The sequence below is a fragment of the Mangrovimonas sp. DI 80 genome (assembly GCF_001975575.1).
GTDB classification, from domain to species: domain Bacteria; phylum Bacteroidota; class Bacteroidia; order Flavobacteriales; family Flavobacteriaceae; genus Mangrovimonas_A; species Mangrovimonas_A xylaniphaga.
Window position 1 is genome coordinate 957,820 of the sequence record NZ_MSDT01000002.1, and the last position, 26,130, is coordinate 983,949.

General features: G+C 39.1%; 28 protein-coding genes. 17 read left to right on the top strand and 11 right to left on the bottom strand.

The features are described 5' to 3' along the window. Nucleotides 1-15 precede the first annotated feature (15 nt). From BKM32_RS04805 to BKM32_RS04825, 5 genes are all read left to right on the top strand, one after another. Complete coding sequence (locus BKM32_RS04805; protein ID WP_076662767.1) at nt 16-1,626, top strand: glycoside hydrolase 43 family protein; 1,611 nt, start codon at nt 16-18, stop codon at nt 1,624-1,626. A gap of 104 nt (nt 1,627-1,730) precedes the next feature. After that, on the top strand, nt 1,731-2,810 hold the full coding sequence (locus BKM32_RS04810) for a sialidase family protein (RefSeq protein WP_253187412.1): 1,080 nt from the start codon (nt 1,731-1,733) through the stop codon (nt 2,808-2,810). Nucleotides 2,811-2,893: 83 nt separating this feature from the next. After that, on the top strand, nt 2,894-4,873 hold the full coding sequence (gene pelA, locus BKM32_RS04815) for a pectate lyase (RefSeq protein WP_123812061.1): 1,980 nt from the start codon (nt 2,894-2,896) through the stop codon (nt 4,871-4,873). After that, a complete protein-coding gene (locus BKM32_RS04820) occupies nt 4,860-5,621 on the top strand; it encodes a rhamnogalacturonan acetylesterase (RefSeq protein WP_076662770.1) in 762 nt (253 codons plus the stop codon). The genes pelA and BKM32_RS04820 overlap by 14 nt, the downstream gene beginning before the upstream one ends. A 31-nt stretch (nt 5,622-5,652) precedes the next feature. Continuing rightward, complete coding sequence (locus BKM32_RS04825; RefSeq protein ID WP_076662771.1) at nt 5,653-6,570, top strand: alpha/beta hydrolase; 918 nt, start codon at nt 5,653-5,655, stop codon at nt 6,568-6,570. A 727-nt stretch (nt 6,571-7,297) separates the two neighbouring features. On the opposite strand, the gene BKM32_RS04835 is transcribed toward BKM32_RS04825, so the two are convergent. Then, complete coding sequence (locus BKM32_RS04835; RefSeq protein ID WP_076662772.1) at nt 7,298-7,888, bottom strand: riboflavin synthase; 591 nt, start codon at nt 7,886-7,888, stop codon at nt 7,298-7,300. A gap of 142 nt (nt 7,889-8,030) precedes the next feature. Here BKM32_RS04835 and pdxA point away from each other — a divergent pair, with 142 nt between their 5' ends. From pdxA to BKM32_RS04880, 9 genes are all read left to right on the top strand, one after another. Beyond that, nucleotides 8,031-9,077 carry a 4-hydroxythreonine-4-phosphate dehydrogenase PdxA gene (pdxA, locus tag BKM32_RS04840; RefSeq protein WP_076663055.1) on the top strand — a complete coding sequence of 349 codons (1,047 nt, stop codon included), beginning with the start codon at nt 8,031-8,033 and terminating at the stop codon, nt 9,075-9,077. 72 nt (nt 9,078-9,149) lie between these two features. Next, complete coding sequence (locus BKM32_RS04845; protein WP_076662773.1) at nt 9,150-9,689, top strand: DUF177 domain-containing protein; 540 nt, start codon at nt 9,150-9,152, stop codon at nt 9,687-9,689. An 8-nt stretch (nt 9,690-9,697) separates the two neighbouring features. Next, on the top strand, nt 9,698-9,901 hold the full coding sequence (gene rpmF, locus BKM32_RS04850; RefSeq protein WP_076662774.1) for a 50S ribosomal protein L32: 204 nt from the start codon (nt 9,698-9,700) through the stop codon (nt 9,899-9,901). 179 nt (nt 9,902-10,080) lie between these two features. Continuing rightward, complete coding sequence (locus BKM32_RS04855) at nt 10,081-11,076, top strand: beta-ketoacyl-ACP synthase III (RefSeq protein ID WP_053976701.1); 996 nt, start codon at nt 10,081-10,083, stop codon at nt 11,074-11,076. 35 nt (nt 11,077-11,111) lie between these two features. Then, complete coding sequence (gene accB, locus BKM32_RS04860) at nt 11,112-11,597, top strand: acetyl-CoA carboxylase biotin carboxyl carrier protein (protein ID WP_076662775.1); 486 nt, start codon at nt 11,112-11,114, stop codon at nt 11,595-11,597. 82 nt (nt 11,598-11,679) lie between these two features. Then, nucleotides 11,680-13,035 (top strand): acetyl-CoA carboxylase biotin carboxylase subunit, encoded by a 1,356-nt coding sequence (gene accC / locus BKM32_RS04865; RefSeq protein WP_076662776.1) that lies wholly within the window; start codon nt 11,680-11,682, stop codon nt 13,033-13,035. A 168-nt stretch (nt 13,036-13,203) separates the two neighbouring features. Further along, the gene (locus tag BKM32_RS04870; protein ID WP_076662777.1) at nt 13,204-14,319 is read left to right on the top strand and encodes an FAD-binding oxidoreductase; all 1,116 of its coding nucleotides are present in this window, start codon (nt 13,204-13,206) and stop codon (nt 14,317-14,319) included. A 4-nt stretch (nt 14,320-14,323) separates the two neighbouring features. Continuing rightward, nucleotides 14,324-15,019: a monofunctional biosynthetic peptidoglycan transglycosylase gene (mtgA, locus tag BKM32_RS04875; protein ID WP_076662778.1), complete on the top strand. Its 696-nt coding sequence runs from the start codon at nt 14,324-14,326 to the stop codon at nt 15,017-15,019. After that, the gene (locus tag BKM32_RS04880) at nt 15,009-15,470 is read left to right on the top strand and encodes a 3-oxoacyl-ACP synthase (protein WP_076662779.1); all 462 of its coding nucleotides are present in this window, start codon (nt 15,009-15,011) and stop codon (nt 15,468-15,470) included. Before mtgA ends, BKM32_RS04880 begins: the two co-directional genes overlap by 11 nt. On the opposite strand, the gene BKM32_RS04885 is transcribed toward BKM32_RS04880, so the two are convergent. The 5 genes from BKM32_RS04885 to BKM32_RS04905 form a co-directional block, all read right to left on the bottom strand. Continuing rightward, nucleotides 15,463-16,374, bottom strand: coding sequence for an ABC transporter ATP-binding protein (locus tag BKM32_RS04885; RefSeq protein ID WP_076662780.1), 912 nt, complete (start codon nt 16,372-16,374; stop codon nt 15,463-15,465). The genes BKM32_RS04880 and BKM32_RS04885 overlap by 8 nt on opposite strands. A 77-nt stretch (nt 16,375-16,451) precedes the next feature. Further along, a complete protein-coding gene (locus BKM32_RS04890; protein ID WP_076662781.1) occupies nt 16,452-17,441 on the bottom strand; it encodes an aspartate-semialdehyde dehydrogenase in 990 nt (329 codons plus the stop codon). A gap of 146 nt (nt 17,442-17,587) precedes the next feature. Next, complete coding sequence (gene mscL, locus BKM32_RS04895) at nt 17,588-17,989, bottom strand: large-conductance mechanosensitive channel protein MscL (protein WP_053976709.1); 402 nt, start codon at nt 17,987-17,989, stop codon at nt 17,588-17,590. Between the two features lie 74 nt (nt 17,990-18,063). Continuing rightward, nucleotides 18,064-19,170 (bottom strand): alanine racemase, encoded by a 1,107-nt coding sequence (gene alr, locus BKM32_RS04900; protein ID WP_076662782.1) that lies wholly within the window; start codon nt 19,168-19,170, stop codon nt 18,064-18,066. Next, the gene (locus BKM32_RS04905) at nt 19,170-19,814 is read right to left on the bottom strand and encodes a thymidine kinase (RefSeq protein WP_053976711.1); all 645 of its coding nucleotides are present in this window, start codon (nt 19,812-19,814) and stop codon (nt 19,170-19,172) included. Before BKM32_RS04905 ends, alr begins: the two co-directional genes overlap by 1 nt. 104 nt (nt 19,815-19,918) lie before the next feature. Between BKM32_RS04905 and BKM32_RS04910 the strand changes: the two genes are divergently transcribed. The 3 genes from BKM32_RS04910 to BKM32_RS04920 all read left to right on the top strand — a co-directional run bounded on the left by BKM32_RS04910 (nt 19,919) and on the right by BKM32_RS04920 (nt 21,844). Beyond that, nucleotides 19,919-20,659, top strand: a complete 741-nt coding sequence (locus BKM32_RS04910; protein ID WP_076662783.1) for a hypothetical protein — start codon at nt 19,919-19,921, stop codon at nt 20,657-20,659. A gap of 134 nt (nt 20,660-20,793) precedes the next feature. Beyond that, a complete protein-coding gene (gene rsmI, locus BKM32_RS04915) occupies nt 20,794-21,465 on the top strand; it encodes a 16S rRNA (cytidine(1402)-2'-O)-methyltransferase (protein WP_076662784.1) in 672 nt (223 codons plus the stop codon). 34 nt (nt 21,466-21,499) lie between these two features. Beyond that, the gene (locus BKM32_RS04920; RefSeq protein WP_076662785.1) at nt 21,500-21,844 is read left to right on the top strand and encodes a HopJ type III effector protein; all 345 of its coding nucleotides are present in this window, start codon (nt 21,500-21,502) and stop codon (nt 21,842-21,844) included. A 339-nt stretch (nt 21,845-22,183) separates the two neighbouring features. On the opposite strand, the gene BKM32_RS04925 is transcribed toward BKM32_RS04920, so the two are convergent. The 5 genes from BKM32_RS04925 to BKM32_RS04945 all read right to left on the bottom strand — a co-directional run bounded on the left by BKM32_RS04925 (nt 22,184) and on the right by BKM32_RS04945 (nt 26,084). After that, complete coding sequence (locus BKM32_RS04925; RefSeq protein ID WP_253187414.1) at nt 22,184-23,218, bottom strand: TlpA disulfide reductase family protein; 1,035 nt, start codon at nt 23,216-23,218, stop codon at nt 22,184-22,186. Between the two features lie 114 nt (nt 23,219-23,332). After that, nucleotides 23,333-23,806: a hypothetical protein gene (locus BKM32_RS04930; RefSeq protein ID WP_123812062.1), complete on the bottom strand. Its 474-nt coding sequence runs from the start codon at nt 23,804-23,806 to the stop codon at nt 23,333-23,335. Nucleotides 23,807-23,821: 15 nt separating this feature from the next. Further along, entirely contained in the window at nt 23,822-24,085 is a 264-nt protein-coding gene (locus tag BKM32_RS04935; protein ID WP_076662787.1) for a hypothetical protein, read from the bottom strand. Between the two features lie 461 nt (nt 24,086-24,546). Next, on the bottom strand, nt 24,547-25,389 hold the full coding sequence (locus tag BKM32_RS04940; RefSeq protein ID WP_253187416.1) for an esterase family protein: 843 nt from the start codon (nt 25,387-25,389) through the stop codon (nt 24,547-24,549). A gap of 104 nt (nt 25,390-25,493) precedes the next feature. Beyond that, nucleotides 25,494-26,084 carry a carboxymuconolactone decarboxylase family protein gene (locus BKM32_RS04945; protein ID WP_076662788.1) on the bottom strand — a complete coding sequence of 197 codons (591 nt, stop codon included), beginning with the start codon at nt 26,082-26,084 and terminating at the stop codon, nt 25,494-25,496. Between the last annotated feature and the right edge of the window lie 46 nt (nt 26,085-26,130).

The window sequence follows — 26,130 nt, forward strand, 5'->3', positions numbered from 1 at the left end:
GCTTTCCTCAAATTTATGAAACTAGCAATTAGTTTATTTTTATCCTGCTTATACTTGGGTCTTTCTGCACAAAATTCCACACCATTATCTCAGGTTTGGGTAGCGGACAATGGTGATGGAACCTATAAAAACCCAATCCTTCATGCCGATTATTCCGACCCTGATGTTGTAAAGGTGGGTGACGATTATTATATGACTTCTTCATCGTTTAATTGCGTGCCAGGCTTGCCCATTTTGCATTCTAAAGATTTAGTGAATTGGGAGTTGATCAATTATGCATTGCCAAAACAGCCACCTTATGAGGTGTTTGATAAGCCACAACATGGAAATGGCGTTTGGGCGCCCTGCATTCGATATCAGGAAGGAGAATTTTACATTTACTATCCCGATCCGGATTATGGTATTTACATGGTCAAGACTAAAGACCCTAAAGCTAACTGGTCTGAACCTATTTTGGTAAAAGGCGGAAAGGGTTTGATTGATCCGACACCTCTTTGGGACGATGATGGCCAAGTGTATTTAGCCTATGCATTTGCAGGAAGTAGAGCAGGGATTAAAAGTCTACTGGTAATTTGTACTATGAATGCTGAAGGCACGGTCGCGAATGATGATGAGGTGATGATTATAGACGGACATGAGGAAGAACCAACAATAGAAGGGCCTAAATTCTACAAACATAATGGCTACTACTATATTTTCGCACCTGCCGGAGGAGTGGCAACTGGGTGGCAAACTGTGCTGAGGTCTAAGCAAATTTATGGGCCTTACGAAAAGCGCAAGGTTATGGATCAAGGAAAGACTTCCATTAATGGGCCTCATCAAGGAGCTTGGGTACAAACGCAAACTGGAGAAGATTGGTTCATACATTTTCAGGATAAAGGCACTTATGGTAGAATTGTTCATTTACAGCCTATGAAGTGGGTTGATGGTTGGCCTGTTATTGGGGAGGATAAGGATGGTGACGGTATCGGAGTTCCTGTGGCTTCCTATGCAAAACCAAATGTAGGGGCGACCTATTCCAAAGTAACACCTCCAGATTCTGATGAGTTCAATAATCCTGCCTTAGGATTGCAATGGCAATGGCATGCCAACCCGAAAGTGTATTGGGGTTTTCCAACAAGTATGGGACATTACACCATGTACTGCATGCCCAAAGGAGAAGCCAAGAACTTAATGGATATCCCTAATTTATTACTGCAAAAGTTTCCCTCGGAAGAATTTACGGCAACCACCAAAATGACCTTCAATGCACGTTTTGATGGTGAACAAGTTGGGTTTTTGATCATGGGATTGGATTATAGTTATCTTAGGGTGGAACAGCAATCAGGTAAATTAAGGTTATCTCAGGTAACTTGTATGAATGCCGATAAAAATGGTGTTGAAAAGGAAAGCTCCTCCATAGCATTAAAAAATAATACATTCTATCTTCAAGTGAAGGTTGGAAAAAATGGTGTTTGTGAATTCTTCTATAGTGAAAATGGGAAGAAATTTAAATCGATAGGAACTTCTTTTAAATCTAGAGAAGGGAAATGGATAGGAAGCAAAATAGGCTTTTTGGCACTGCGCGATGGTGTTATCAACGATGCGGGTAGTGTGGATATTGATTGGATTAGATTTACCAAATAATGAAGAAATCAACAGCAATATTGATGTCATCCCTAGTCTTTGGGTGTTGCTGCTTGTTATTTCAGGGGTGCAAGGTGGATTCATCTGCTGAACTCCTTTTTTCCGTGAAATCGGATTTATTTGATTCTTTACAAGTTGCTGATTTGGGGTTGAAAACGCCAAAAGGGATTGAAACTTTTACAGTATTTAAACCGTCCGATAGTACCGACCATTTTAGTAACGGTGCTGTTATGACAGCTTTTAATGGCTACTTGTATTGTCAATGGCAAAGCTCCAAACAAGATGAAGACTCAGAAGATACATGGGTAGCTTACAGTAGAAGTAAGGATGGTCGTTCTTGGTCTAAGCCAATGGTGTTAGCTGAGACACAATCCAGTGGTTATAGCACCTCTGGTGGATGGTGGAGAAATGGGGATACTTTGGTGGCCTATTTTAATGTTTGGCCCTCGAAACTAGTACCCGAAGGAGGTTTTGCCTATTATAAAACGAGTGTGGACGGCATGCATTGGTCTGATAAAAAGCCAGTATTAATGAAAGATGGTTCTCCTATGCAAGGGGTATTCGAGCAAGACCCACGTAGTTTGGAAAATGGACGGATTGTTAATGCAGTTCATTTTCAACCAGGATTACATGTTGCTCCCATTTTTACGAATGATCCTTCGGGTGTAAGAGGTTGGATTAAAGCCGATTTTTCAAATAGCTCTTCCAAAAATGATGTGTCTCGGGAAATCGAACCGAGTTGTTTTAGTCAAAACGATCAGACGTTGGTGATGGTTTTTAGAGATCAGTTCAGTTCGTTTTTTTCCATGGCATCTGTAAGTCATGACCTTGGTGAAACATGGACGCGTCCAATGTTAACCGAAATGCCAGATTCGCGCTCCAAACAAAGTGCCGGTAATTTGCCAGATGGTACAGTGTATTTGGTAAATAATCCTGTACATTCAAAAACGCGGATGCCCTTGGCAATTACTTTAAGCGAAGATGGAAAGTTTTTTGATAGGTCATTTGTGCTTAGAACAGGAGGGGAAGGTATTCAACCCCTGCGTTACCAAGGAAAATACAAACGATTGGGATATCATTATCCCAAATCGATGGTGCATGAGGGGTGTCTTTATGTTTCCTATACCACGAATAAGGAAGATGTTGAATTTACTAGGATTCCATTGGAAAGTTTGAAAGATTAATTAAAAGGAAGACTAGTCTTCAGTTTTGAATCACAATGAAATTAACGAAGATATATTATACTTTATTTTTAGCCATAAGTTTGATGGCGAACTTAGGCGTATTGGCTCAAGTGCATGACCAATCCTGGAGGGCAATAATTTATCAGGAAGAAGGTGGATGGTTTGCTTCGGAAGAGGCTAAGGGAATAGCCGAAAATGTTCTTTTATACCAACGTGATATTGGTGGTTGGCCCAAAAACATCCAAATGCATTTGCCTTTGAATTCAAATGAAAAAAAGGAGTTGCAGGAGTTGAAAACTCAGGGCGAAGGCTGTACGACAGATAATGGTGCTACGGTTCAGGAAATGCGTTTTCTTTCTAAAATGTATCGGCAAGTTCCCGATGAAAGATATAAAGAGGCTTTTCTAAAAGGCGTGGATTATTTACTGGCAGCCCAATATGACAACGGAGGCTGGCCTCAGTTTTATCCGCTTAAAAAGGGGTATTATTCACATATCACCTATAATGACGATTCCATGGCCAATATCATGAAGCTGCTTTTGGAGTTAAAAAATAAGTCGGGGTATTATTCCATAGACCCAGATGAAACAACTTTAGTTAAGGTAAATATTGCTTTTGAAAAAGGCATTGACTGTATATTAAAAACACAGTATGTTCAAAATGGGGTTTTAACGGGATGGTGTGCCCAACATGATGAGACAACTTTTTCGCCTGCTAAGGCAAGGGCCTATGAATTGCCTTCGTTAAGTGGGAAGGAATCGGCTAACATTGTGTTGCTTTTAATGGCTTTGGAACAGCCTTCCCCTGAAGTTGTACAGGCTGTTGATGCGGCTGTGGTTTGGTTTAAAAAGGTAAAGATTGAAGGTTTGCGAGAAGAGCGGTTTTATGATGATTCTGGGGAATTAACTGATAAAATAATGGTTCAGGATCCTAATGCCGAAGCTATTTGGGCGCGCTTTATGGAATTGGACGATAACAGGCCTTTCTTCTGCGATCGTGATGGGATTAAAAAGTACACCATGGCTGAAATAGGAGCTGAGCGAAGAAATGGTTATGCGTGGTATACCAATGAACCTAAAGAGGTGTTGAAACGTTACCCAAAATGGAAAGAGAAGTTCGGTAAAGAAGCGCAAATCATTCATAAAAAACCATTGAATGAACGTTATATGGTGGTGGCCAAAGATGGTTCTGGGGAATATACCAGTATTCAAGAGGCCATTAATAATACAAAGTCGTTTCCGTATGATCGTATAACCATTTTTGTGAAAAATGGGGTGTATTATGAAAAGGTAAAGGTACATGAGTGGAATACTAACCTGTCATTGGTTGGAGAAAGTAAGGAGCACACAATTATCACCTACGACGATTATTTTGACAAAATTAATCTTGGAAGAAATTCTACCTTTTTCACTCCTACCATGTTGGTGCAAGCTAACGATTTTGAGGCTCGGAATTTGACCATTCAAAATACGTCGGGTGATATTGGACAGGCTGTTGCTTTATCGCTGTTTTCAGATCGTGTTATGATACATAACTGTAATATTTTAGGGAATCAGGATACTTTGTATGCCTCAGGGATTGGGAAGCAATATTTTAAGGACTGTTATATTGATGGCACGACTGACTTTATTTTTGGAGGGGCTACGGCACTGTTCGAGAATTGTGTGATTCATAGTAAAAAGGATTCCTATATCACGGCAGCGTCAACGTCTCAAGGGGCAAGTTTTGGTTATGTGTTTTTAAACTGTAAGTTGACTGCCGAAAAGGGTGTGACAGAAGTGTATTTGGGACGGCCGTGGCGTATTTATGCGCAAACCGTGTTTTTGAATTGCGAAATGGAAGGGCATATTCTTTCGGAAGGGTGGCATAATTGGTCGAAGCCAGAAGCGGAAAAAAATGCCTTTTATGCCGAATACAATTGTAAGGGAGAAGGATTCCATCCAGAAAAAAGGGTGCCGTGGTCGCATCAGTTAAATAAGAAAGAAGCAAGGAAATATACGAAAAAGAACATCTTGGGCGAACATCCAAAAAGTAATGAACCAGAGTGGTATGAACTATTTTAAAATATTGTTGCTGCTAACAGTGTTGGTGGGCTGTCAAAAGCAAAGTAAACAGGTAGTAGAACCTCAAGAGACTATTACAATTTATGCTGTGGGTGATTCTACCATGGCGAATAAGAAGGATCCAGAAGAAAATCCAGAGCATGGTTGGGTGCAAGTGCTACCGCCATTTTTCAACGATAAGGTGACTGTGGAAAATCACGCAGTAAACGGGCGCAGTACCAGAAGTTTTATTGCTGAAGGGCGTTGGGATTCGGTGGTTGCCAAATTAAAACCAAAAGATGTGGTTATTATTCAGTTTGGACACAATGATCAAAAGGAAAATGATTCAAAAAGATATACCAATCCTCATACGGCATATCGTCATAATCTAATCAAAATAGTTCAGGAGGCTATCCATAAAGGAGCTAGGCCAATTTTGTGTTCTTCTATTGTAAGAAGGAATTTTAATGAGGAGGGAACTTTGGTAGATACGCATGGTGCATATCCATTAGAAGTTAGAATGGTTGCTAAAGAATTTGATGTTCCTTTTGTAGATATGCAGTATTTAACAGAGCAAATGGAAGAGGCTTATGGAGTGGAAGATTCCGAGAAATTGCATCTTCATTTTGAGTCAGGAGAACATCCTTTCTATCCTGAGGGAAAAGAAGATAATACACATTTATCGGCCCTAGGTGCAAATGAAGTGGCGAAACGATTTGTTCAAGCTTTGAAGGATTCAGAGAGTTTTTTGGTGGATTATTTTAAATAGAATTATAATTTTGAAAATAAAGTTTTAAAAGATGAATTGGTTTAAATGGTTAGTATTCGGATCTATGCTTTTGGCCGTACAATTTAAAATGCTTTCACAAGAGGAAATTAACTTATATCCAAATGGTGTCCCTAATGCTATTGAAGATAAGGAGTACCAAGAGGAAGCCGAGGTGAAGGATGGCAAGGTAATCAAAGTGTATAAGGTTTCAAAGCCAACTTTAACAGTGTTTAGACCTGAAAACAGTAATGGTACAGCGGTGATTATTTGTCCTGGCGGTGGTTACGGATATTTGTCATTTGATAAAGAGGGAATTCAACCTGCGAAATGGCTGAATGAGCATGGGGTCACAGCATTGGTTTTAAAATATAGACTTCCGCATGATGGTATTATGGAAGATAAATCTTTTGGGCCATTACAGGATGTACAGCAAGCTATTCGATATGTGAGAACCCATGCCAATGAATTACATATTGATGAAAATAAAATTGGGATTATGGGCTTTTCTGCAGGAGGTCATTTGGCAGCATCGGCTTCTACGCTTTACAATGAAGTTGTTTATGAGGAAGGGACGGTGCCATTAAAACCTGATTTTTCAATATTAGTTTATCCGGTAATTTCAATGGAGGAAGGTGTGACACATAAAGGTTCGAAAACCAATCTTCTTGGTGAAAATCCATCTAAGGAAGAAGTTGAAAAGTTTTCTACAGATGAACAAATTAATGCGCAAACACCACCAGCTTTTTTGGTACATGCTACAGATGATGGGGCGGTACCTGTTGAAAATAGTTTGAGATACTACAGCAGTCTTGTTGAAAATAATATCTCAGCAGAACTTCATGTCTATAATCAAGGTGGGCATGGATTTGGTTTGAAAGGAAGAGGAAGTAGTACAGGTTGGACCAAAGCGTTGGAAAATTGGTTAAAGGATTTTGGATTATGTGATTAGTATTGCTTTTTGTGAAAAGCGCAATAAATCGCACTTTTTTTTGCTAATAAACTTGTTATTTTGCGGTTAAAGGATGACGGTGAGAAAAATTGTACGGGAATATATGTTTCTATTCAGTTTTTTAAATCAATTTATTCGTAGTTTAAAAGCGTGTTTCAATTTGGGTGGTACTACTGAAAATAAGAAAACATTAAATATTTTAAGGAATTATTGAGGTTAACCTAACGTTTGATTAACCTATTTGTTTTATCATTGAATCGGTCATTACTTATCTTTTGGGGTCAAATTTTAAAATGCACTTAATCGGATTTTATTGCTTTTTATGGAATATTTTTTTTGCTTTTATTTTGTAAGGTCACTTTTTTTTATAATTTTACGAACCAAATTACCTCAAAGCATATTAGAATTTAACCTTGTGAGGCGTTTCGTTTTAACATTTGTTTTCAGAATTGATTAATAGTAAGGATAAAAAACGATTGTTAAACTTGGAGTTTAAAAGCTTGCTTTTGCATTAAAGTGATAATGAAAGTACAAAACAAAAAAATATTAGCCTCGGTTTTATTTGTATTAGTCAGTTTTATGTGTGCTGCTCAAGAATTGCCCCCACCTGAACCTAAAGGAACAATACCTCCAGGTTTGCCTATTGATGGATTGGTCCCATTGCTATTGGCCTTAGCTGGATTCTATGGTGTGAGAATGAAAATTAAACAGAAAAAATAGAAACGCTCTATTGATACAACCTGTATAGTTGACTAATATATTTTCCCACAACATCAAATTCTAGATTTACGACACTTCCTTTATCAAACTGACTGAAGTTGGTATGTTCAAATGTGTAAGGAATTATAGCAACACTGAATTCTCCTTTCTTAGAGTTTACTACGGTCAAGCTTACTCCATTTACGGTAATTGATCCTTTTTCAATAGTTATATTATGTAAAGATGTATCGTAACTAAAGGTGAATACCCAGCTACCATTTTCATTGGTTACAGAACTGCAAGTGGCAATTTGGTCTACGTGGCCTTGAACAATATGACCATCCAGACGGTCTCCTAATTTCATGGCTCTTTCCAAATTTACTTGGTCACCTACTTTTAATGAGCCTAAATTGGTTTTGTTCAGTGTTTCTTTAATGGCTGTAACCGTATATTCTTCATTTGAAATATTTACTACTGTCAAGCAAACACCATTATGGGCAACACTTTGGTCTATTTTGAGTTCGGGGGTAATCTTGCTTTTTAAGGTTATATGAAGGTTGTCCTGTTCTGTATTCAGTTTTATAATTTCGCCTAAGTCTTCAATAATTCCAGTAAACATAATGTCGAATAAATGGTTAAATTTGCAGGTATAAAAGTACGTACAATTACGGTATTTACTTAAATGAACTGTCATTTTTTGGAATTTGGCTATCGTTTGGAAGCCATGTTCACGAGGCAGTATGAAAATTGAATCATATTTAATGAAAAAAGAACATACAATAAGAGTTGGGATTTCAGTAGGGGATTTAAATGGCATAGGACCAGAAATTATTTTAAAGACGTTTGAAGATCCACGAATGTTGGAGTTTTGTACGCCTGTAATTTTTGCCTCCATAAAAGTGATGTCATTTTATAAGAAACATACAGGAAGTAGCGTTAATTTACATGGAATCCATGATCTTGGCCAAATAGTGGAAGGGAAAATTAATGTCTTGAATGTTTGGAAAGAAAATGTTACTGTTGAATTTGGTAAGGAAGATCTAAAAATAGGAACTTATGCAGTGAGATCTTTGGAGGCTGCCACCCAAGCACTTAAAAAAGGAACCGTAGATGTTTTGGTGACTGCACCAATCAATAAGCATAACATTCAGTCCGAGACATTTAAATTTCCTGGCCATACCGACTATTTGGCAAAGGAATTGGGAGGTAAGAGTTTGATGTTTATGGTAACCGAAGATCTTAAGGTAGGATTGCTTACCGATCATGTTCCTGTTAAGGATGTTCCAAAAAAAATTACACCACAATTAATTCAAGAGAAAATAAATACGGTGTATACCTCTTTGGTGAAGGATTTTAATATTAATAGACCTCGTATAGCTGTGTTGGGCATTAATCCACATGCTGGTGATAATGGGGTAATTGGTGAAGAGGACGATAAAGTATTGGGACCAACCTTGAAGAAAATTAGGGAATCTGGAAAGTTGGTTTATGGACCATATTCGGCAGATAGTTTCTTTGGTTCCAATAATTATAAAAATTTTGATGCGGTGGTGGCTTCTTATCATGATCAAGGTTTAATCCCTTTCAAGACTATTTCTTTTGGACAGGGGGTGAATTTTACCGCGGGATTGGATAAAATTAGGACTTCGCCAGACCATGGAACGGCTTATGAGATTGCTGGAGCCAATAAAGCGGATGAAAGTTCGTTTAAAGAAGCGGTATTCACCGCGTTACAGATTTTTAAAAATAGAAGTGAGTATGAAATACTCTCAAAAAACCCGTTAAAAAAGGCGCCAAAAAAGATATGAACATTTTTTGTTTATAACAAGTAGTAATAAATAAAAAATTTATATATTTGCAGGCTCAAAATGACAGTGACTATGAAGCCCTTAAAAGAATATACCATACAATTTGTAGGTTTAAAGGTTGGAAAGCATCATTTTGATTATCAAATTGATAATAAGTTCTTTGAACATTTTGAGTACGAAGAGTTCAACGACGTGAAAATTGACACCCATTTGGATTTAGAGAAAAAGTCCACTTTAATGGAGTTGCATTTTGCAGTTGAAGGTACCGTAAATGTCAATTGCGATGTAACCAATGAACCATTTGACCAAGACATTAAAGGTCATTTTGATTTAGTTGTGAAGTTTGGAGAGGAGTACAATGATGAATATGAAGATATATTGATCTTGCCTCATGGGGAATACGAACTAAACGTGGCACAGTACATCTATGAATTGATCATATTATCCGTGCCAGCAAAGCGTGTGCATCCAGGAGTTTTGGATGGCACTTTGCAGTCAGACGTACTTAAAAAGTTGGAAGAGTTGAGCCCAAAAGGCGAAAAGGAGCATAAGACATCAGAGGAGATTGACCCTCGTTGGAATACATTAAAAAAACTATTAACGGATAAATAACATATAAAATGGCACATCCTAAAAGAAAGATTTCTAAAACAAGAAGAGATAAGAGAAGAACACACTACAAGGCATCTGTTCCTCAGATAGCAACGTGTCCTACTACAGGAGAAGCGCACTTATACCACAGAGCTCATTGGCACGAAGGAAAGTTGTACTATAGAGGTCAAGTGCTAATTGACAACTCTGAAAAAGAAGAGAATTTAGCATAAGTATTATGCATGCATATAATAAAACGCTCAGCAATGAGCGTTTTTTTTATGATTAATTTTCTAAAGTCTCAAAAACAAGTTAATTTGCGTCATATTTGACTAAAAAAGTAGTAATTTCGTCAAAATTTACTTGTTTTTGGCCTTTTTTGCCAAAATTTCGGACAACTAATAAATAAGGAATGAGTAAAATCACAGCGGCAATTACAGCTGTAGGAGCCTATCTGCCAGACTTTGTGCTATCAAATAAAGTTCTAGAAACTATGGTTGATACCAATGACGAATGGATAACCTCTAGAACAGGTATTAAAGAAAGGCGAATACTTAAAAAAGAAGGGGCAGGAACATCTTACCTTGCCATCAAAGCAGCAGAAAACTTATTGGAACGTAAACAGATAGATCCCAAGGAAATTGATTTGGTGATTGTGGCTACGGCTACCCCAGATTTATTGGTGGCATCTACTGCGGTTTATGTAGCTTCAGAAATTGGAGCTACCAATGCATTTGCTTACGATTTACAAGCAGCATGCTCTAGCTTCCTTTACGGAATGTCTACGGCATCGGCGTATATAGAATCTGGACGTTACAAAAAAGTTCTGTTGATTGGAGCCGACAAAATGTCTTCGATCATTGATTATACAGACCGGACTACCTGCATTATTTTTGGTGACGGTGCCGGTGCAGCATTATTTGAACCAAATACAGAAGGTTTAGGGTTTCAAGATGAATATTTGCGAAGCGACGGAGCGGGAAGAGAGTTTCTTAAAATAGAAGCAGGAGGATCTATTTTGCCTCCAAGTGTTGAGACTGTAGAGAATGGTCAACATTTTGTTCATCAAGATGGACGTACGGTATTTAAATTTGCCGTATCCAATATGGCCGATGTAGCTGAAAAAATTATGCAACGTAATAACCTTAGTCATGAGGACGTGGCTTGGTTGGTGCCACACCAAGCGAACTTGCGTATCATTGATGCTACAGCGAACAGAATGAACCTTCCAGATGAAAAGGTTCTTAAAAATATCCATCGTTATGGAAATACAACTTCGGCTACTTTACCGTTGTTGTTAAGCGACTTCGAATCACAATTCAAAAAAGGAGATAACTTAATATTTGCTGCCTTCGGGGGCGGATTTACTTGGGGATCGGTCTATTTAAAATGGGCCTATAATTCCTAATTCTTAAACTAAACTAATAATATAATTAAACTATTATGGATATAAAGGAAATTCAAAACTTAATCAAGTTTGTGGCCAAGTCGGGTGCAAGTGAGGTTAAATTGGAAATGGACGATATCAAGATCACCATTAAGACAGGAAGTGAAGATAAAGGTGAATCTACTACCATCCTACAACAAATACCAGTTAGCAATCCAATCGCACAAGCTGCTCCAGTAGCGGAGGTACAGGCAACAGTGCCTGCTGTACCAGTAGCGGCTCCAGCGGACGAGAATTCAAAATATGTAACTATAAAGTCTCCTATTATTGGTACTTTTTACCGTAAGCCAGCACCAGACAAACCTGTATTTGTGGAGGTAGGCAGCACTATTAAAGAAGGAGATGTGCTTTGTGTAATCGAAGCCATGAAACTTTTCAACGAAATAGAATCTGAGATTTCAGGTAAAATCGTAAAAATATTGGTGGATGATGCTTCTCCAGTAGAGTTTGATCAACCATTATTTTTAGTGGACCCATCTTAATGTAAAATCCCAATTTTCAATTCCAAAACCAGAAGAGGTTCTTCAGGATTTGTTTTTTGAATATTGAAAATTTGAAGAATTTATGTTTAAAAAAATATTAGTTGCCAATCGAGGAGAAATTGCACTTCGTGTAATTAGAACCTGTAAGGAAATGGGCATTAAAACGGTAGCTGTATATTCTACAGCAGATGCCGATAGTTTGCACGTTAAATTTGCCGATGAAGCGGTTTGTATTGGTCCAGCCCCAAGCTCTGAATCTTACTTAAAAATGGCAAATATCATTGCAGCTGCAGAAATTACCAATGCAGATGCAATTCACCCAGGTTATGGATTCTTGTCTGAAAATGCCAAGTTTTCAAAAATCTGTGAAGAACACGATATCAAGTTTATTGGTGCCTCTCCAGAGATGATCTCAAAAATGGGGGACAAGGCCACTGCAAAGGCAACCATGAAGGAAGCCGGCGTGCCATGTGTTCCTGGAAGTGACGGAATCATTGCTAGTTACGAGGAATGCGAAAAATTGGCCAAGGAAGTTGGATATCCTGTGATGCTGAAGGCTACTGCCGGAGGTGGAGGAAAAGGAATGCGTGCGGTTTGGAAGGCTGAAGACCTTAAAAATGCATGGGATTCTGCCAGACAGGAATCTAAAGCTGCTTTTGGAAACGATGATATGTATATGGAGAAACTTATCGAAGAGCCAAGACATATCGAGATCCAAATTGTTGGAGATTCCAGAGGTAAAGCATGTCACTTGTCTGAGCGTGATTGTTCTATCCAACGTCGTCACCAAAAATTGACAGAGGAAGTTCCTTCGCCATTTATGACAGAGGAATTAAGAAATAAAATGGGAGAAGCGGCTGTAAAAGCGGCTGAATACATCAAATACGAAGGAGCGGGAACCATCGAATTTTTGGTGGATAAGCACCGTAACTTCTACTTCATGGAAATGAACACGCGTATCCAAGTGGAGCACCCAATTACCGAGCAGGTAATTGACTTCGACTTGATCCGTGAGCAAATTTTGGTTGCTGCCGGAGTGCCAATTTCAGGTAAAAACTACGAACCAAATTTACATTCCATCGAGTGTAGAATCAATGCGGAAGATCCGTTCAACGATTTCAGACCGTCACCAGGGAAAATCACTACGTTACATGCGCCAGGAGGTCATGGTGTGCGTTTGGATACCCACGTTTATGCAGGGTATACCATTCCGCCAAACTACGACTCCATGATCGCTAAGTTGATTACAACCGCTCAAACTAGAGAAGAAGCCATCAACAAAATGAAGCGTGCTTTGGATGAGTTCGTCATTGAAGGAATTAAAACAACCATTCCTTTCCACAGACAGTTGATGGACCACCCAGAGTATCTTGCTGGAAACTATACCACTAAATTTATGGAAGGTTTCAAAATGCAAGATCTTAAGGATGAAGAATAACACATTCTCATAAAATAAAGACTCCGAATTGTAAAGTTCGGAGTTTTTTTATGCTGTCCTTTTGCCCAAAAGTATTTGCCCAAAAGTCAGGCTGTCCGTTATATCTTTTTGTGAAAAACAAAAAGGATGTCACTTCCATCCTTAACACGAAAACAGTAACTTCGTAATATGAATTGGTCTTTTTGGGAAATACAATCTTGGTTCTCCAACGTCGATTTCACCATTGTTGGCAGTGGTATTGTTGGGTTGAACTGCGCTTTGCATTTAAAGCAAAACTATCCCAAAGCAAAGGTGCTTGTTTTGGAAAAGGGCATCTTGCCTCAAGGGGCCAGTACCAAAAACGCCGGTTTTGCCTGTTTTGGGAGTCTTAGTGAGATTTTGGAGGATTTGCAGTCCCATGATGAGGAAACCGTGTTTCAATTGGTTCAGAAGCGTGTGGAGGGCTTAAAACTACTGCGTCAAAATTTAACCGATACCGCTATTGATTTCAAACAACACGGAGGTTACGAACTGTTTACTCAAGAACAGAGTGCTTTATTTGATGCTTGTTTGGGGCAAATGGAATCTGTTAACGAGTTGCTTCATCCTTTGTTTAAGGAAGATGTATTTGTACTTAAGGAAAATACATTTGGCTTTCAAAATGTGCAAAACAAATTTCTATATACCCCTTTCGAAGGTCAGATTGACACTGGAAAAATGATGGAGGCCTTACTTTGTAAAGTTCAGTCATTGGGAGTGAAAATCTTAAATAACGTTGTTGTTGAAGGCTATTCGGAAACGAATACAGGTGTAGTTATAAAAACGAAGGATTTTGAAGTGTCAACTTCCAAATTATTTGTGGCCACTAACGGATTTGCGTCTCAACTTTTAAACGAAACTGTCTTGCCGGCAAGAGCTCAAGTGCTGGTAACCAAACCTATCAAAAACTTAGCGTTTAAAGGCACCTTTCATTTGGATAGAGGGTATTATTATTTCAGAAATGTTGGGGATAGAATACTCTTTGGTGGTGGTCGAAACTTAGATTTTAAAACAGAGGAAACTACACAATTTGGGCTTACGGAATTGGTTCAAAATCAATTGAAAGATTTGCTTAAAAATACAATCTTACCTAATACCCCTTTTGAAATTGAAAACAGATGGAGTGGTATTATGGGCGTTGGCTCACAAAAGAAACCAATAGTGAAGCAAGTGTCTAACAATGTGTTTTGTGGTGTAAGACTGGGAGGCATGGGTGTTGCCATTGGCAGCTTGATAGGAAGTGAATTGGCAGAATTGTTAGATTGATATCATGAAAAAACTTTTACGATTTCTTATAAAGCTTTTTTTTCTGTGGATTATCCTTTCTGCAGGCTTGGTGATTATCTATCGTTGGGTGCCGGTACCCATCACACCGCTGATGGTAATTCGTTATTATGAGCAGCCAAAGGAGAAAGAGCGAAACATGTGGAAACACGATTGGGAACCTCTTGAAGCAATTTCTAAAAATCTACAATTGGCCGTTATTTGCAGTGAGGACCAAACCTTTGTAAAACACCATGGTTTCGATGTAAAAGCCATTGAAAAGGCCTATGAAAATAACAAAAAAGGCAGGCGGATAAAAGGAGGAAGTACCATTAGCCAGCAAACGGCAAAAAATGTGTTTTTATGGCCAGGACGTAGTTGGTTGCGCAAAGGATTGGAAGCGTATTTCACATTTTTAATTGAATTGGTTTGGCCAAAAGAACGTATTATTGAGGTGTATCTTAACAGCATTGAAATGGGAAATGGTATTTATGGAGCAGAAGCCGCTTCTCGCTATTGGTTTAAAAAGCCTGCCAGTAAATTAACCCAATATGAGGCAGCCGCAATAGCGGCTATTTTACCAAATCCAAGGCAATACAAAGCTCAGCCTGCCACAGCATACATTCAGGGGAGAAAGCAGTGGATTGTCAAACAAATGGGCTTTTACGGACCTTTAGATTACTCTGTTCCCAATGAAGAATAAGGAAACAATAAAACTCGGGTTGTTGCAGCAATGTTTGGAGTTAATTGAAACGCGGTTAAGAGTAAGCCAACAAAATATTCAGGATATTAAAGAATCCCTGAATTCCGAAACTAAAAGCAGTGCTGGAGATAAGCATGAAACTGGTCGTGCCATGTTGCAATTGGAACGGGAAAAGGCAGGCCAACAATTAGCAGAACTGGAACGCACCAAAGCTGTTTTATCCAAAATAGATCCTAACAGTAGCTCTAAAATAATTGGTTTGGGGAGTGTGGTGTTTACCGATAAAGCAAATTATTTTATTGCTGTAAGTTTGGGAGAACTGAATATTGAAAACACGTCTTTTTATGCCATTTCTGCTGCCACTCCAATTGGACAATTGTTATTGGGGAAACAGGTTGGGGAGGAGATTAATTTTAGAGGGAACAAGATGATAATTCTAGAAATTATTTAGAATACTCCAAAAAAGTTAGGGTTCCTGGTTTTAGTTCCTCAAAATGTTCAAAAAAAATAGTTTTTCCGCCTAAATTCCCTTCAATCAAATAACAAGCCCCTTTAAAATAGGCTTGTTTGACGGTTGCTTTAAGGTTGGAATTTGGAACCACTTTTAATTGATGAGCGTAAACAATGTTTCCTTCAATGATATTGAATTCTCCAAAAAAGGACGCTATTAAAGGTGTCTGTGGGTTGTTGAACAAATTTTCAGGGGAATCATTGCCTACAATTTGGTGCTTGTCCAAAACAATCATTCTGTCCGAAAATCCTAAAACATCCTCGCTGTCATGCGTGGCTACAATGCACGTTATTTTATGTTGTTTTAGGTATTGAAACACATTTCGGCGTAAGGATTGTTTTTTAAAATTGTCAATGTGGCTAAAAGGCTCATCCAGTAACATGATTTCGGGTTGTTTCGCCAAGGCTCTGGCCAAGGCCACACGCTGCTTTTGGCCGCCGCTTAAGGTCTTTACTTTGGTTTTGGCAAAGTGGGTCAATTCTACAACTTCCAAGAGTTCTGCGATCCTTTCTTGTTTCTCTTCAGGATAAAAGTTGGATAAGAATTTTCCAATATTCTCTTCCACGGAAGTGAAAGGCATCAAGTCAAATTCTTGGGCAACATATTTCATAAAATCGTAGCCAATGACCAAATTGAATTTTGGCCCCAAAATTTGTATGTTTTTCCAAAAAATCTCGCCTTGGTCCAAGTCGTGTTCACCATAGAGTAACTTTAGAAGGGTACTTTTACCTGAGCCGCTTTCCCCAATTATGGAAAGGTGCTCGCCAATACCAACTTCAAAGTTGACATCTTTTAGTACCGAGTTGTCTTTATAGTGAAATGATAAGTTTTTTACCTGAAGCATGCTGCAAAAATAGCATAAAAAAACGCTCAGTTAACTGAGCGTTTAAGTTATGGAAGGATATAAGCTATGATCTATTATTAAATCAAATTGTTTTCCAACAAATATTCAGCAATTTGAATGGTGTTGGTAGCAGCTCCTTTACGTAAATTGTCGGCAACAATCCACATGTTTAGAGTATTTGGTAGAGATTCATCTCTTCTTATTCTTCCTACAAATACCTCGTCTTTATCATGCGCATAAATTGGCATTGGGTAGGTATTTGTGGCTGTATCATCTTGAACAATCACTCCAGGAGTTTCACTTAAAATGGTTCTGATATCTGCTAATTCAAAATCATTTTCAAATTCCACATTTACAGATTCACTGTGTCCTCCAGCAGTTGGAATTCTAACCGCTGTTGCGGATACTGCAAATGAACTATCACCCAAAATTTTCTGAGGCTCTTTGGCCAATTTCATTTCTTCCTTTGTGTAACCATTGTCCTGGAACACGTCACAGTGAGGCAAGGCATTGCGCCCAATTGGGTAAGGGTAGGCCATTTCGCCTTCTACACCAGCAATTTCATTTTCTAATTGTCTTACTGCCTTAACACCAGTTCCGGAAACTGACTGATAGGTAGAAACAATCACACGTTTCATTTTATATTTTTTATGAAGTGGTGCCAAAGCCATTACTAACTGAATCGTAGAGCAGTTTGGGTTGGCGATAATTTTATCTTCTTTAGTCAATTCGCTGGCGTTGATTTCAGGAACTACCAATTTTTTTGTTGGGTCCATTCTCCAAGCAGAAGAGTTGTCTACCACGGTTGTACCAACTTCGGCAAATTTAGGTGCCCATTCCAAAGAGGTATCTCCTCCTGCAGAAAATAAGGCCACATCTGGCTTCATGTTTACGGCATCTGCCAAACCTACTACGGTATATTCCTTGTCCTTAAATGTAATTGATTTTCCAACAGAACGCTCTGAGGCTACTGGGATTAATTCTGTTAATGGGAAATTGCGTTCTGCAAGAACTTTCAGCATAACTTCTCCAACCATTCCGGTTGCTCCTACTACTGCTACTTTCATGTTACATTTTGTATTTAAAGGGTTTTTGAATTGTTTTGAGCAAAGCTAAGTATTAATTGAGTATTTAGGGCACAAAAAAAGCCTCAGTGTCTTTAAAACCAAGGCTTTTTTACAACAAATAACAAAAAGTTATTTATTTAACAATTTTATTTTTTAAGCAAATCCCGAATTTCTGCCAATAATTCTTCTTGGGTTGGTCCTGCAGGTGCGGCAGGAGCTGGCTCTTCTTTTTTCTTCATTGCATTGATGCCCTTTATAAGCATAAACATCACGAAAGCCACAATAATAAAGTCGATGACATTGGTCAAAAACTCTCCGTAAAGCAGGGCAACTTCTCCTGTGATTTCACCTGCGTCATTGGCAGTGCCTTCGGTAATGACATACTTAAGGTCCTTGAAATCTGATTTGAAAATCAAACCGATTAAAGGAGATACAATGCCTCCTGTAAAAGAGGCCACTACCTTACTAAAGGCAGCTCCCATCACGAAGGCCACGGCAATGTCTACCAAGTTGCCCTTCATGGCAAATTCCTTGAATTCTTTTAGCATAAGATGTGTGTTAATTAGGTTATTAGAACACTAAAATACCAAAAAAACAATCAGCTCAAAATCAATTAAAAAGATTATTGTAGAATGACCTTTTTAACCCTTTGTGAGATGGCTGTGAGGATTTCATAGGAAATGGTATTGGCTCCTTGGGCAAACTCTGAAGCCGTTGGATGTTTGCCAAAAACAATGACTTCATCTCCTTCTTTGCAATCAATATCGGTGATGTTTACCATAATCATGTCCATACAGACATTTCCAATAATAGGAGCGCGCTGGCCATTGATGGTTACGGCACCTTTGCCTTGTCCATATTGCCTGCCAATACCATCGGCATGACCAATAGGGATGGTGGCAGTTTTCTGAAATTTATCGGCTTTAAAGGCGCGGTTGTAGCCCACGGTTTCCCCTTTCTTGATATGGTGAATTTGTGAAATAACCGATTTAAGCGTTCCGATAGGTTGGAAGTTTTGGTTCTCTTCTTCCGAGTTTCCAAAGCCATACAACCCAATACCACTGCGGACCATATCAAAATGAGCCTCTGGATAATTTAGGATTCCAGAGGTGTTGCACATATGCAACATAGGTTTAAAGCCAAGGGTTTCGGTAAAGTCTTTGGCAATGGCTTTAAAAGTTTCAATTTGGTTCAGGGTGAATTCCTTTTCATCTAAGTCTTCACTGGCTGCCATATGAGAAAATACAGATCTCACGCTCACAGTTCTAGTATGGTTCAAAATGGAAGCGATCCCTTTTACATCATATTCTGAAAAGCCCAATCTGTTCAGGCCAGTGTTGAATTTCAAATGCACAGGGTAATTGGCTTGGTGCTCAGTTTCTGCAACAGCGATAAACTCATTCAACACTTTGGAGTTGTATAAACTAGGCTCCAAGCAACGTTCAATAAGTTGTTTAAAATGCGCAGGCTGTGGGTGCAGTACCAAGATGCGTTTCGTAATACCAGCATCGCGTAGTGCCACCCCTTCATTAGTGTAGGCCACTGCAAAATAGTCTACATCAAGTTCCTGTAAGTACTTGGCAATTACATTGGCATCATGCCCATAGGAATAGGCTTTTACTACTGCCAAAAATTTAGTGTCAGGTTGGAGTTTAGACTTAAGGTAATTATAATTGTGCTTGAGGGCTTTTAAGTCTATTTCAAGGGTAGTTTCCTGGGCTTTGGGCATTACTGTTCTTCTTTGTTTTTTGGTGAAAGATCTTCGGCATCGGTCACGTCCATGTGCTTCACTTTGTCCCTTAGCATGCATTTGTAAAATGCCGCTCTGCTCAAGGGTTCGTATTCATCTACTTCCCCCAACAAAACGAGTGCATCACTTTGGGTTTTTCGGTGGCTGTACTGGGCCAAGTTTCCTGTTTTGGTGCAAATGGCATGTACCTTGGTAACATACTCTGCAGTAGCCATTAAGTTGGGCATGGGGCCAAAGGGATTACCTTTATAGTCCATATCCAATCCGGCAACAATCACCCGAACCCCTTTATTGGCCAAGTCGTTGCAAATCCTTACAATTTCATCGTCAAAAAACTGGGCTTCGTCAATACCAACCACGTCGCAACCATCGGCCAAAATAGGAATGTTGGCAGCTGCCGGCACTGGTGTAGAACGAATTTCATTGGCATCGTGAGACACCACCTTTTCGTCATCGTACCGCATGTCGATGGCAGGCTTAAAGATTTCAACTTTCTGTTTTGCAAATTGGGCACGTTTTAAACGGCGTATCAATTCCTCTGTTTTACCAGAGAACATCGAGCCACATATCACTTCAATCCAGCCAAATTGTTCTTTGGGGTTTACTGTATTTTCAAGAAACATTTTGTAATTTTAACGCTAAAACTAGGCTAACTTTCGTTTTGTATAAAGGTGGCGTAAATTTATCAAAAAAACAAAAGCACACATTAGATTAAATTTTTAAAGTTATGAAGAAGAAGTTGGAATCCGAATTGATGAGCATTGCCCACAGAATCCTAAAACTGAAAGGGAGGGATGATGTGGAAAAAATGCACACCGAAGTCGGAGCGCTTTATGAGAAACTTTCCGTATTAAAATTTTTACATAGCAATTTTGAAGGGGAGATGCCCAGTATTGGAAGCGATTCTTCTTTCTTTGAAATGTTGGACAAGGCATTCAACAATACTATTAGTGATAGTATAGAAGTAGAGGATAGGGTGTATACTGATATTGATGATACCCAACATGAGGAAATCATGGAGCCAGCCATTGAAAAAATCAAAGATATAGTGGCGCAAATGCCAGAGGAAACACATCAAATTGATGAATTGTTTGAATCGGCGGTGCCAAAAAATGATTATAGAAGCGATGTGTTTGAAGATATTACAGCTGGCTTTGAAGAGACTCCTGTGTTTGAGCCTGTAACCGAAGCCAACGCGCGCTTTGAAGCCAAAAAGTCGCTTAATGACAAACTAAAGCGTGGCGGTATCGCCATAGGTCTGAATGATAAAATAGCCTTTATCAAACATCTATTTGATGGCAGAAATGAAGACTACGATCGCGTACTGTCACAAATCAATACTTCAGAATCATTTGAAGAGGCTAGTAATCTCATCCAAAACATCGTAAAACCCGATTACAACCAATGGCAAGGTAAAGAGCCCTACGAAGAACGCTTTATGGAAATCGTAGAGAGTAAGTTTGGGTAAGTATCCAATTCCAGTTTCCTTTTGAGTGATAGACATTTTTTAGGCATTGAAATCTTTTTTCATTGCCTAATTACATTGGTTAGTGATGTGCATAAACTGAAAAGATTGTACTTTTGAACCCTAATCCGCCTAAAATGAGTAAGCTTTTCATAGTTCCCACGCCCATTGGAAATCTCAAGGACATGACGTTTAGGGCCATTGAGGTTTTAAAAGAAGTCGACTTGATCCTTGCCGAAGACACTCGTACTTCAGGGAAGTTGCTGAAGCATTTCGAGATTGCCACACACTTACAATCGCACCATATGCACAACGAGCATAAAACGGTAGAAGGCTTGGTTCAAAGGTTAAAAGGAGGTATGACCATTGCCTTGATTAGCGATGCTGGGACACCGGCCATTTCAGATCCCGGGTTTTTATTGACTAGGGCCTGTATTGAAAACGGAATAGATGTAGAATGCCTGCCAGGAGCAACGGCCTTTGTACCTGCTTTGGTAAATTCAGGCTTGCCTAACGACAAGTTTGTGTTTGAAGGCTTTTTGCCAGTGAAAAAGGGACGTCAAACTAGGCTTACCCTTTTGGCCGAAGAATCCCGAACCATGATTTTTTACGAGAGTCCACATAAGCTATTGAAGACCTTGGCCAATTTCTGCGAATACTTTGGTGAAGACCGTCCCGTGTCCGTATCCAGAGAGCTTACCAAGCTGTACGAAGAAACCGTGAGGGGAACTGCTCAAGAGGTTTTGGACCACTATACCCAAAAGCCACCCAAAGGAGAGATTGTGGTGATTGTAGGCGGAAAGAAATAAGCCTTAAAACAACATAAAATAAACATAGATACACATGACGATTGACGCATTCAAACAAAAATTACAAAGCACACCAACACAGATAGAGTTTGCAGAAACCATGGCAGTGGTAGAAGCCAACTATACCTTTACGCCAACCGCCTTTACTAATGGAGACCTTCATAACAAGGCGGGAGAAAATTCGGGCTCTTGCAAATTGTTGGCCTTTGCCCAATTGCAAGGTTTTAGCCAAGAAGACACCTTGGCCTGCTTCGGGAAGTTTTATTTTGATGAAGTATTGAACGACCCAAACGGAACCGGCCACCAAAACATTAGAAACTTTATGGCTACAGGCTTTGATGGTCTTAGCTTTGAAGGTGAGCCATTGCAGGAAAAATAGTTCCGGGCAAGTAGTGGGTTATTAAATTCCTTTTGTAGCACATCAAAACCTGTCATTTCGAGTGGCATTTAACAGAAATACTGTATCGAGAAAAAGGGTTTTGAAAGGCCTTTAGGTTTCGATACCGTTTTTCTCAACGCCATTTTGAAAACCTAGGCAACTTCACATAAGATTAATAAGTACAAAGCACTCCATCATGTATTGATGGAGTGCTTTGTGTTTAAGTACTACTTCATGAAGTTGAGCAGGAGCGTTGGGTTGAATATGTTCACCTTTCCTTCGACCTTGTTTATTTGTTAATAAGAACACCAAACTATGGCATTTTTGAGGTTGCAAAAATTAATTGAGTAGTTCTTCCAATTTTTGCGTTAGTTCCTCCCCATATAAATCCCGAGCAATGATTTCACCATTTTCAGCAATTAAAAAGTTGTCGGGGATGGCATTGATACCATATATCAAAGATGCTTCATTGCCAAATCCTTTTAAATCACTTACATGTAACCAGTTTAAACTGTCTTTTTCTATAGCCTTGATCCATTTTTCTTTATGTTCGTCTAAGGATACAGCAAATACTTCAAAGCCTTTTGGGTTGAACTCTTTATAGGTTTTTACAAGATTGGGGTTTTCTTCTCGACAGGGCCCACACCATGAAGCCCAAAACTCTAAAAAAATCACTTTTCCATTGGTGTTGGATAGTTTTAAAGGCTCGCCGTATTGGTTGGCCATTTCAAAATCTGCAAATTGCTCTCCTATTTTAGGATTTTTATTCAGTGCTATGTAGCGGGCAATTTTTTGGCCAAACTTAGAAGCTTTGTTTTGTTCGGAAAATGGCTCAAAAAGTTTCATTGTTCTTTCTTTTCCAAAAATGGTAATATATTGGGCAAGCATGCTTGCGCTCACAATACTGTTGGGATTGCTCTTGATAAAGTCCATCTGTCTTTCCCAGGGTCCTGCATTGGGCAAGGAGTCAGCAGCTCTGTATAGGCTCTGTTTTAAATTCAAAGATTCTGAGCCTGTTACGGTGGCTCTTTTTAAATCAGCATTACTGGCATCATATGTCATGGCAGCATCTTCTAGCCAAAGATACCTATAGGTTGAATTGTCCTCTGTTCTTAAAAGGGCCTCAATAGGAGTATAGGGTAACTTGGTTTTAAAGTTAAAAGTGTTGTTGTTGACGATTGTTGAATCTTTAAACTCTTTATTTCCCAAGTATATGGTTGTGCCATTTTCTATACCGTTGGTTGTGCCCTGTAGTGAGAATTCTTTTTTAGGGGTTTCTTTACAGGAATAACTAAGCAATACTATTGCGCCAAGAACTATTTGTACGATTGTTTTGCTTGTTTTTTGAGCTAAAGGCGTGTGTTTAAATGTCATAATTGGTTGGTTTGGGGTTTAGGTTAACGCGTTGAATATACAAATTATTGTAAGATATTTCTTGATAATGTGATTTTAAATAGAAGATGTAGCATAATTAATGTATCATATATCTTATTTCCGAATTATAGACATTTCAACTAAAGTGTCCCCATTAGATATAAAGGCTTCATAGCAAGGAAATGAGGTGTCGTCAAAAAACTGTACTCGAATGGCATTGTCCGTCTCATAATATTCATGGATTTTTGATAGGGTAGGCCCGTTCCAATCATATTCCGTGGTGCTTTTAAAATTTGGATTCTCATCACTATTCCTTGCTTCTGAAGTTGAGCTTAGTTGTCCGTTGGTATAGTGAAAAGCTTTAAAGAGTGGTCCATTTTCTGTGGTATACTGTTTGCTAATAACCTTGCCATTATCTAATTTGTAGAACGTTGTATCTTCATGTTTGTATTGGCCTTGCCTAATTTTATAGATGTTATTTTCAATTGCTTCCCATTGGTATCGATATTCCATTGTATAATCTGTAAATTCAGTTTCTTCCATTAGCAATCCTAGAGAATCATACAAATATTCGTTATAGCAGCACATAATGCTTTTAAGGTGTCAATTAAATTGAAATGGAGATACTCTGGTGTATATGCCAGAAGTATCACCTTTGGTTAATCCGCCACCCATTTCTCCTTTTGAAACAACAAACAGTACAGTATCAATGTTTTTTTGCATCATGAGATAAGGGATGTTGTCGTAAAAATCAACTTGAATCAGTTTTGTAACGGTGTTCAATGGCGGTGTCTTAACCTCTGTTTGCCGTTTGCAACCAACCAATAAAAGGGTTACAATAGAAGCTGATAAAATAGTTTTAAACATTTTATGGGTCTAGAATGGTTCATTTAATTCTGGGATATGCCGTTTAATATTCTCGAATATAACCATTATTCCAACATATCAATTCTATCATATCTCTTACTCTTAAAATACCCCTTCTAGGGCCTTTCTAGGGGTTTTGTTCGAGGATTCTTCGTGTTTTCCTCGTAAAACGGGGCTTTTACCGAACAATCCTCGAAAGAAACGCGAAGGAAGGGATATGAAGGGATGGGGTAATTGTTGTGCATTTGGTGCTGAGGTTGGGGGTTTTTGTGTGGTGGGGGTGGTGATTGTTTGGTTGTTGGTGTTTGTTCATTTTAGCTACGCTGAATCTTCGATTTCTTTGCTCGTCCAAATGCCTAGCATTCATGAATACCTGAAAATAGAGTGAATGAATAAAATGAACGTAGAGTCCATATTTTAAATGAAATGGAAATAAGAACTATTACTAAGGAATCTTTCTTTTACTCCAAAGCGAACAATCGACTAACTACGTCAATAAACGCTTCGTTCCACAAGCTGTTATCATGCCCGCCCTCAAATTCTTGTATTTCGGCAAATGCCTTGATTGTGGCATATTTTGCCTTAATAAATTCGGCATCCTCTTTAAGGAAAAAGGGTTCCTCGCTTCCGTAGCGCAAATATAAATTTGGGTACTGTATGTTGCTGTTCCAATTATTGCTTTGGATGTCGCCGCCAAAAGTTGAAAAACATAGATAGGTTCCAATGGTGTTTGGATGCGAGTTCAAGAGACTGACTCCAAATCCAGCTCCATTGGACACGCCATAGAAGTACCGATTATCCTTTTTGGGTTTTTGGTGGTATTTCATCTCTATTCCGGGAATGAACTCTTCAACAAAATAGGCTTTATGGTTTTTAAATCTGTGGATCAATAAAGAATCTTCTTCTCTAGAAGGGTGCCTGTCTATGTATTCAAAATTTCGATAGGTTAGAAGTACCTTTTTGCCGTCACCGGTGGTAGTGCTTGTACTGTCTGCAATTTTACTGTTAGAAAAGCTGGCAACAAAAATCAGGGGTTTTATAATCTGGTGATCAATTAACGAATCCAATAAGTGTTTCTTTTGCGTTAAGTGGCTATTGCCATCAGTAGCATACATAATGGGGTATTGCTTGCTTGGGGTAAATCCCTTGGGCAAATACACAATATGCTTCCTATATTCGGAAAGGTGAGTGCTGTAAATGGAATCTGTGAAAAATTCAGATGTTGCATTTTCTTTATCAAGTTTTGAATTACAGCAAAGGGTTGATAAGAAGATGCATCCAATAACGAATACTAAGGTTTTCATGTTCATTGCAATAGTTTGGAACAATTGTTTTAGGGTTTGTTGCTTCAGGCTTGGATTGGCTTGATAAACCTCAATTCCCAACACTCACTACGACATACCAACCCCTAAACATGTTTTCCTTTATGCCATCCATGTTTCCCTAAATACTGATTGCCACTTTCCACAGCGCCTTCTTCAATAGACGTGCCCATGCTGTCATTCCAACGGTTCAGGTAACCAAACAAGGAAATCACGCCAAGCATTTCCACAATCTCGCCTTCGTCCCAATGTTCGCGCAGGCGTTGTTCGATGAAGGCATCCACGGCGTTGGGTACTTGGCTGGCGGCAAGGCTAAAATCCAGCGCGGCACGTTCGGCCTCGTTAAAAGCAGGGTGGGTGCGGTAGTCCCAAATATTGTCCAATTGCTCTTGGTGCGCCCCGTAGCGTTCGGCCGCCCTAATGGCGTGGGCCTGGCAATACCTACAACCTGTGGCATTGCTGCTTACCCAGGCAATCATGCGCTTGAGGGCAGAAGTCACCCGTCCCTCGTTGGCCATCACCGCTTTGTTGAGGTTGATAAAGGCCTTGGAAATGGCTGGACGCCGCTGCATGGTGAGCACCGAGTTGGGACAAAATCCCAAGGTTTCGTTAAAGAATTCGGCTAGTTCCTTGGTTTCCTGATCATAATCTGGCGATAATGGTGTGACAAGTGGCATAATTGTTCCTTTTTAGGGTTTTAAGTAGTATTTTTGAACTAACAAG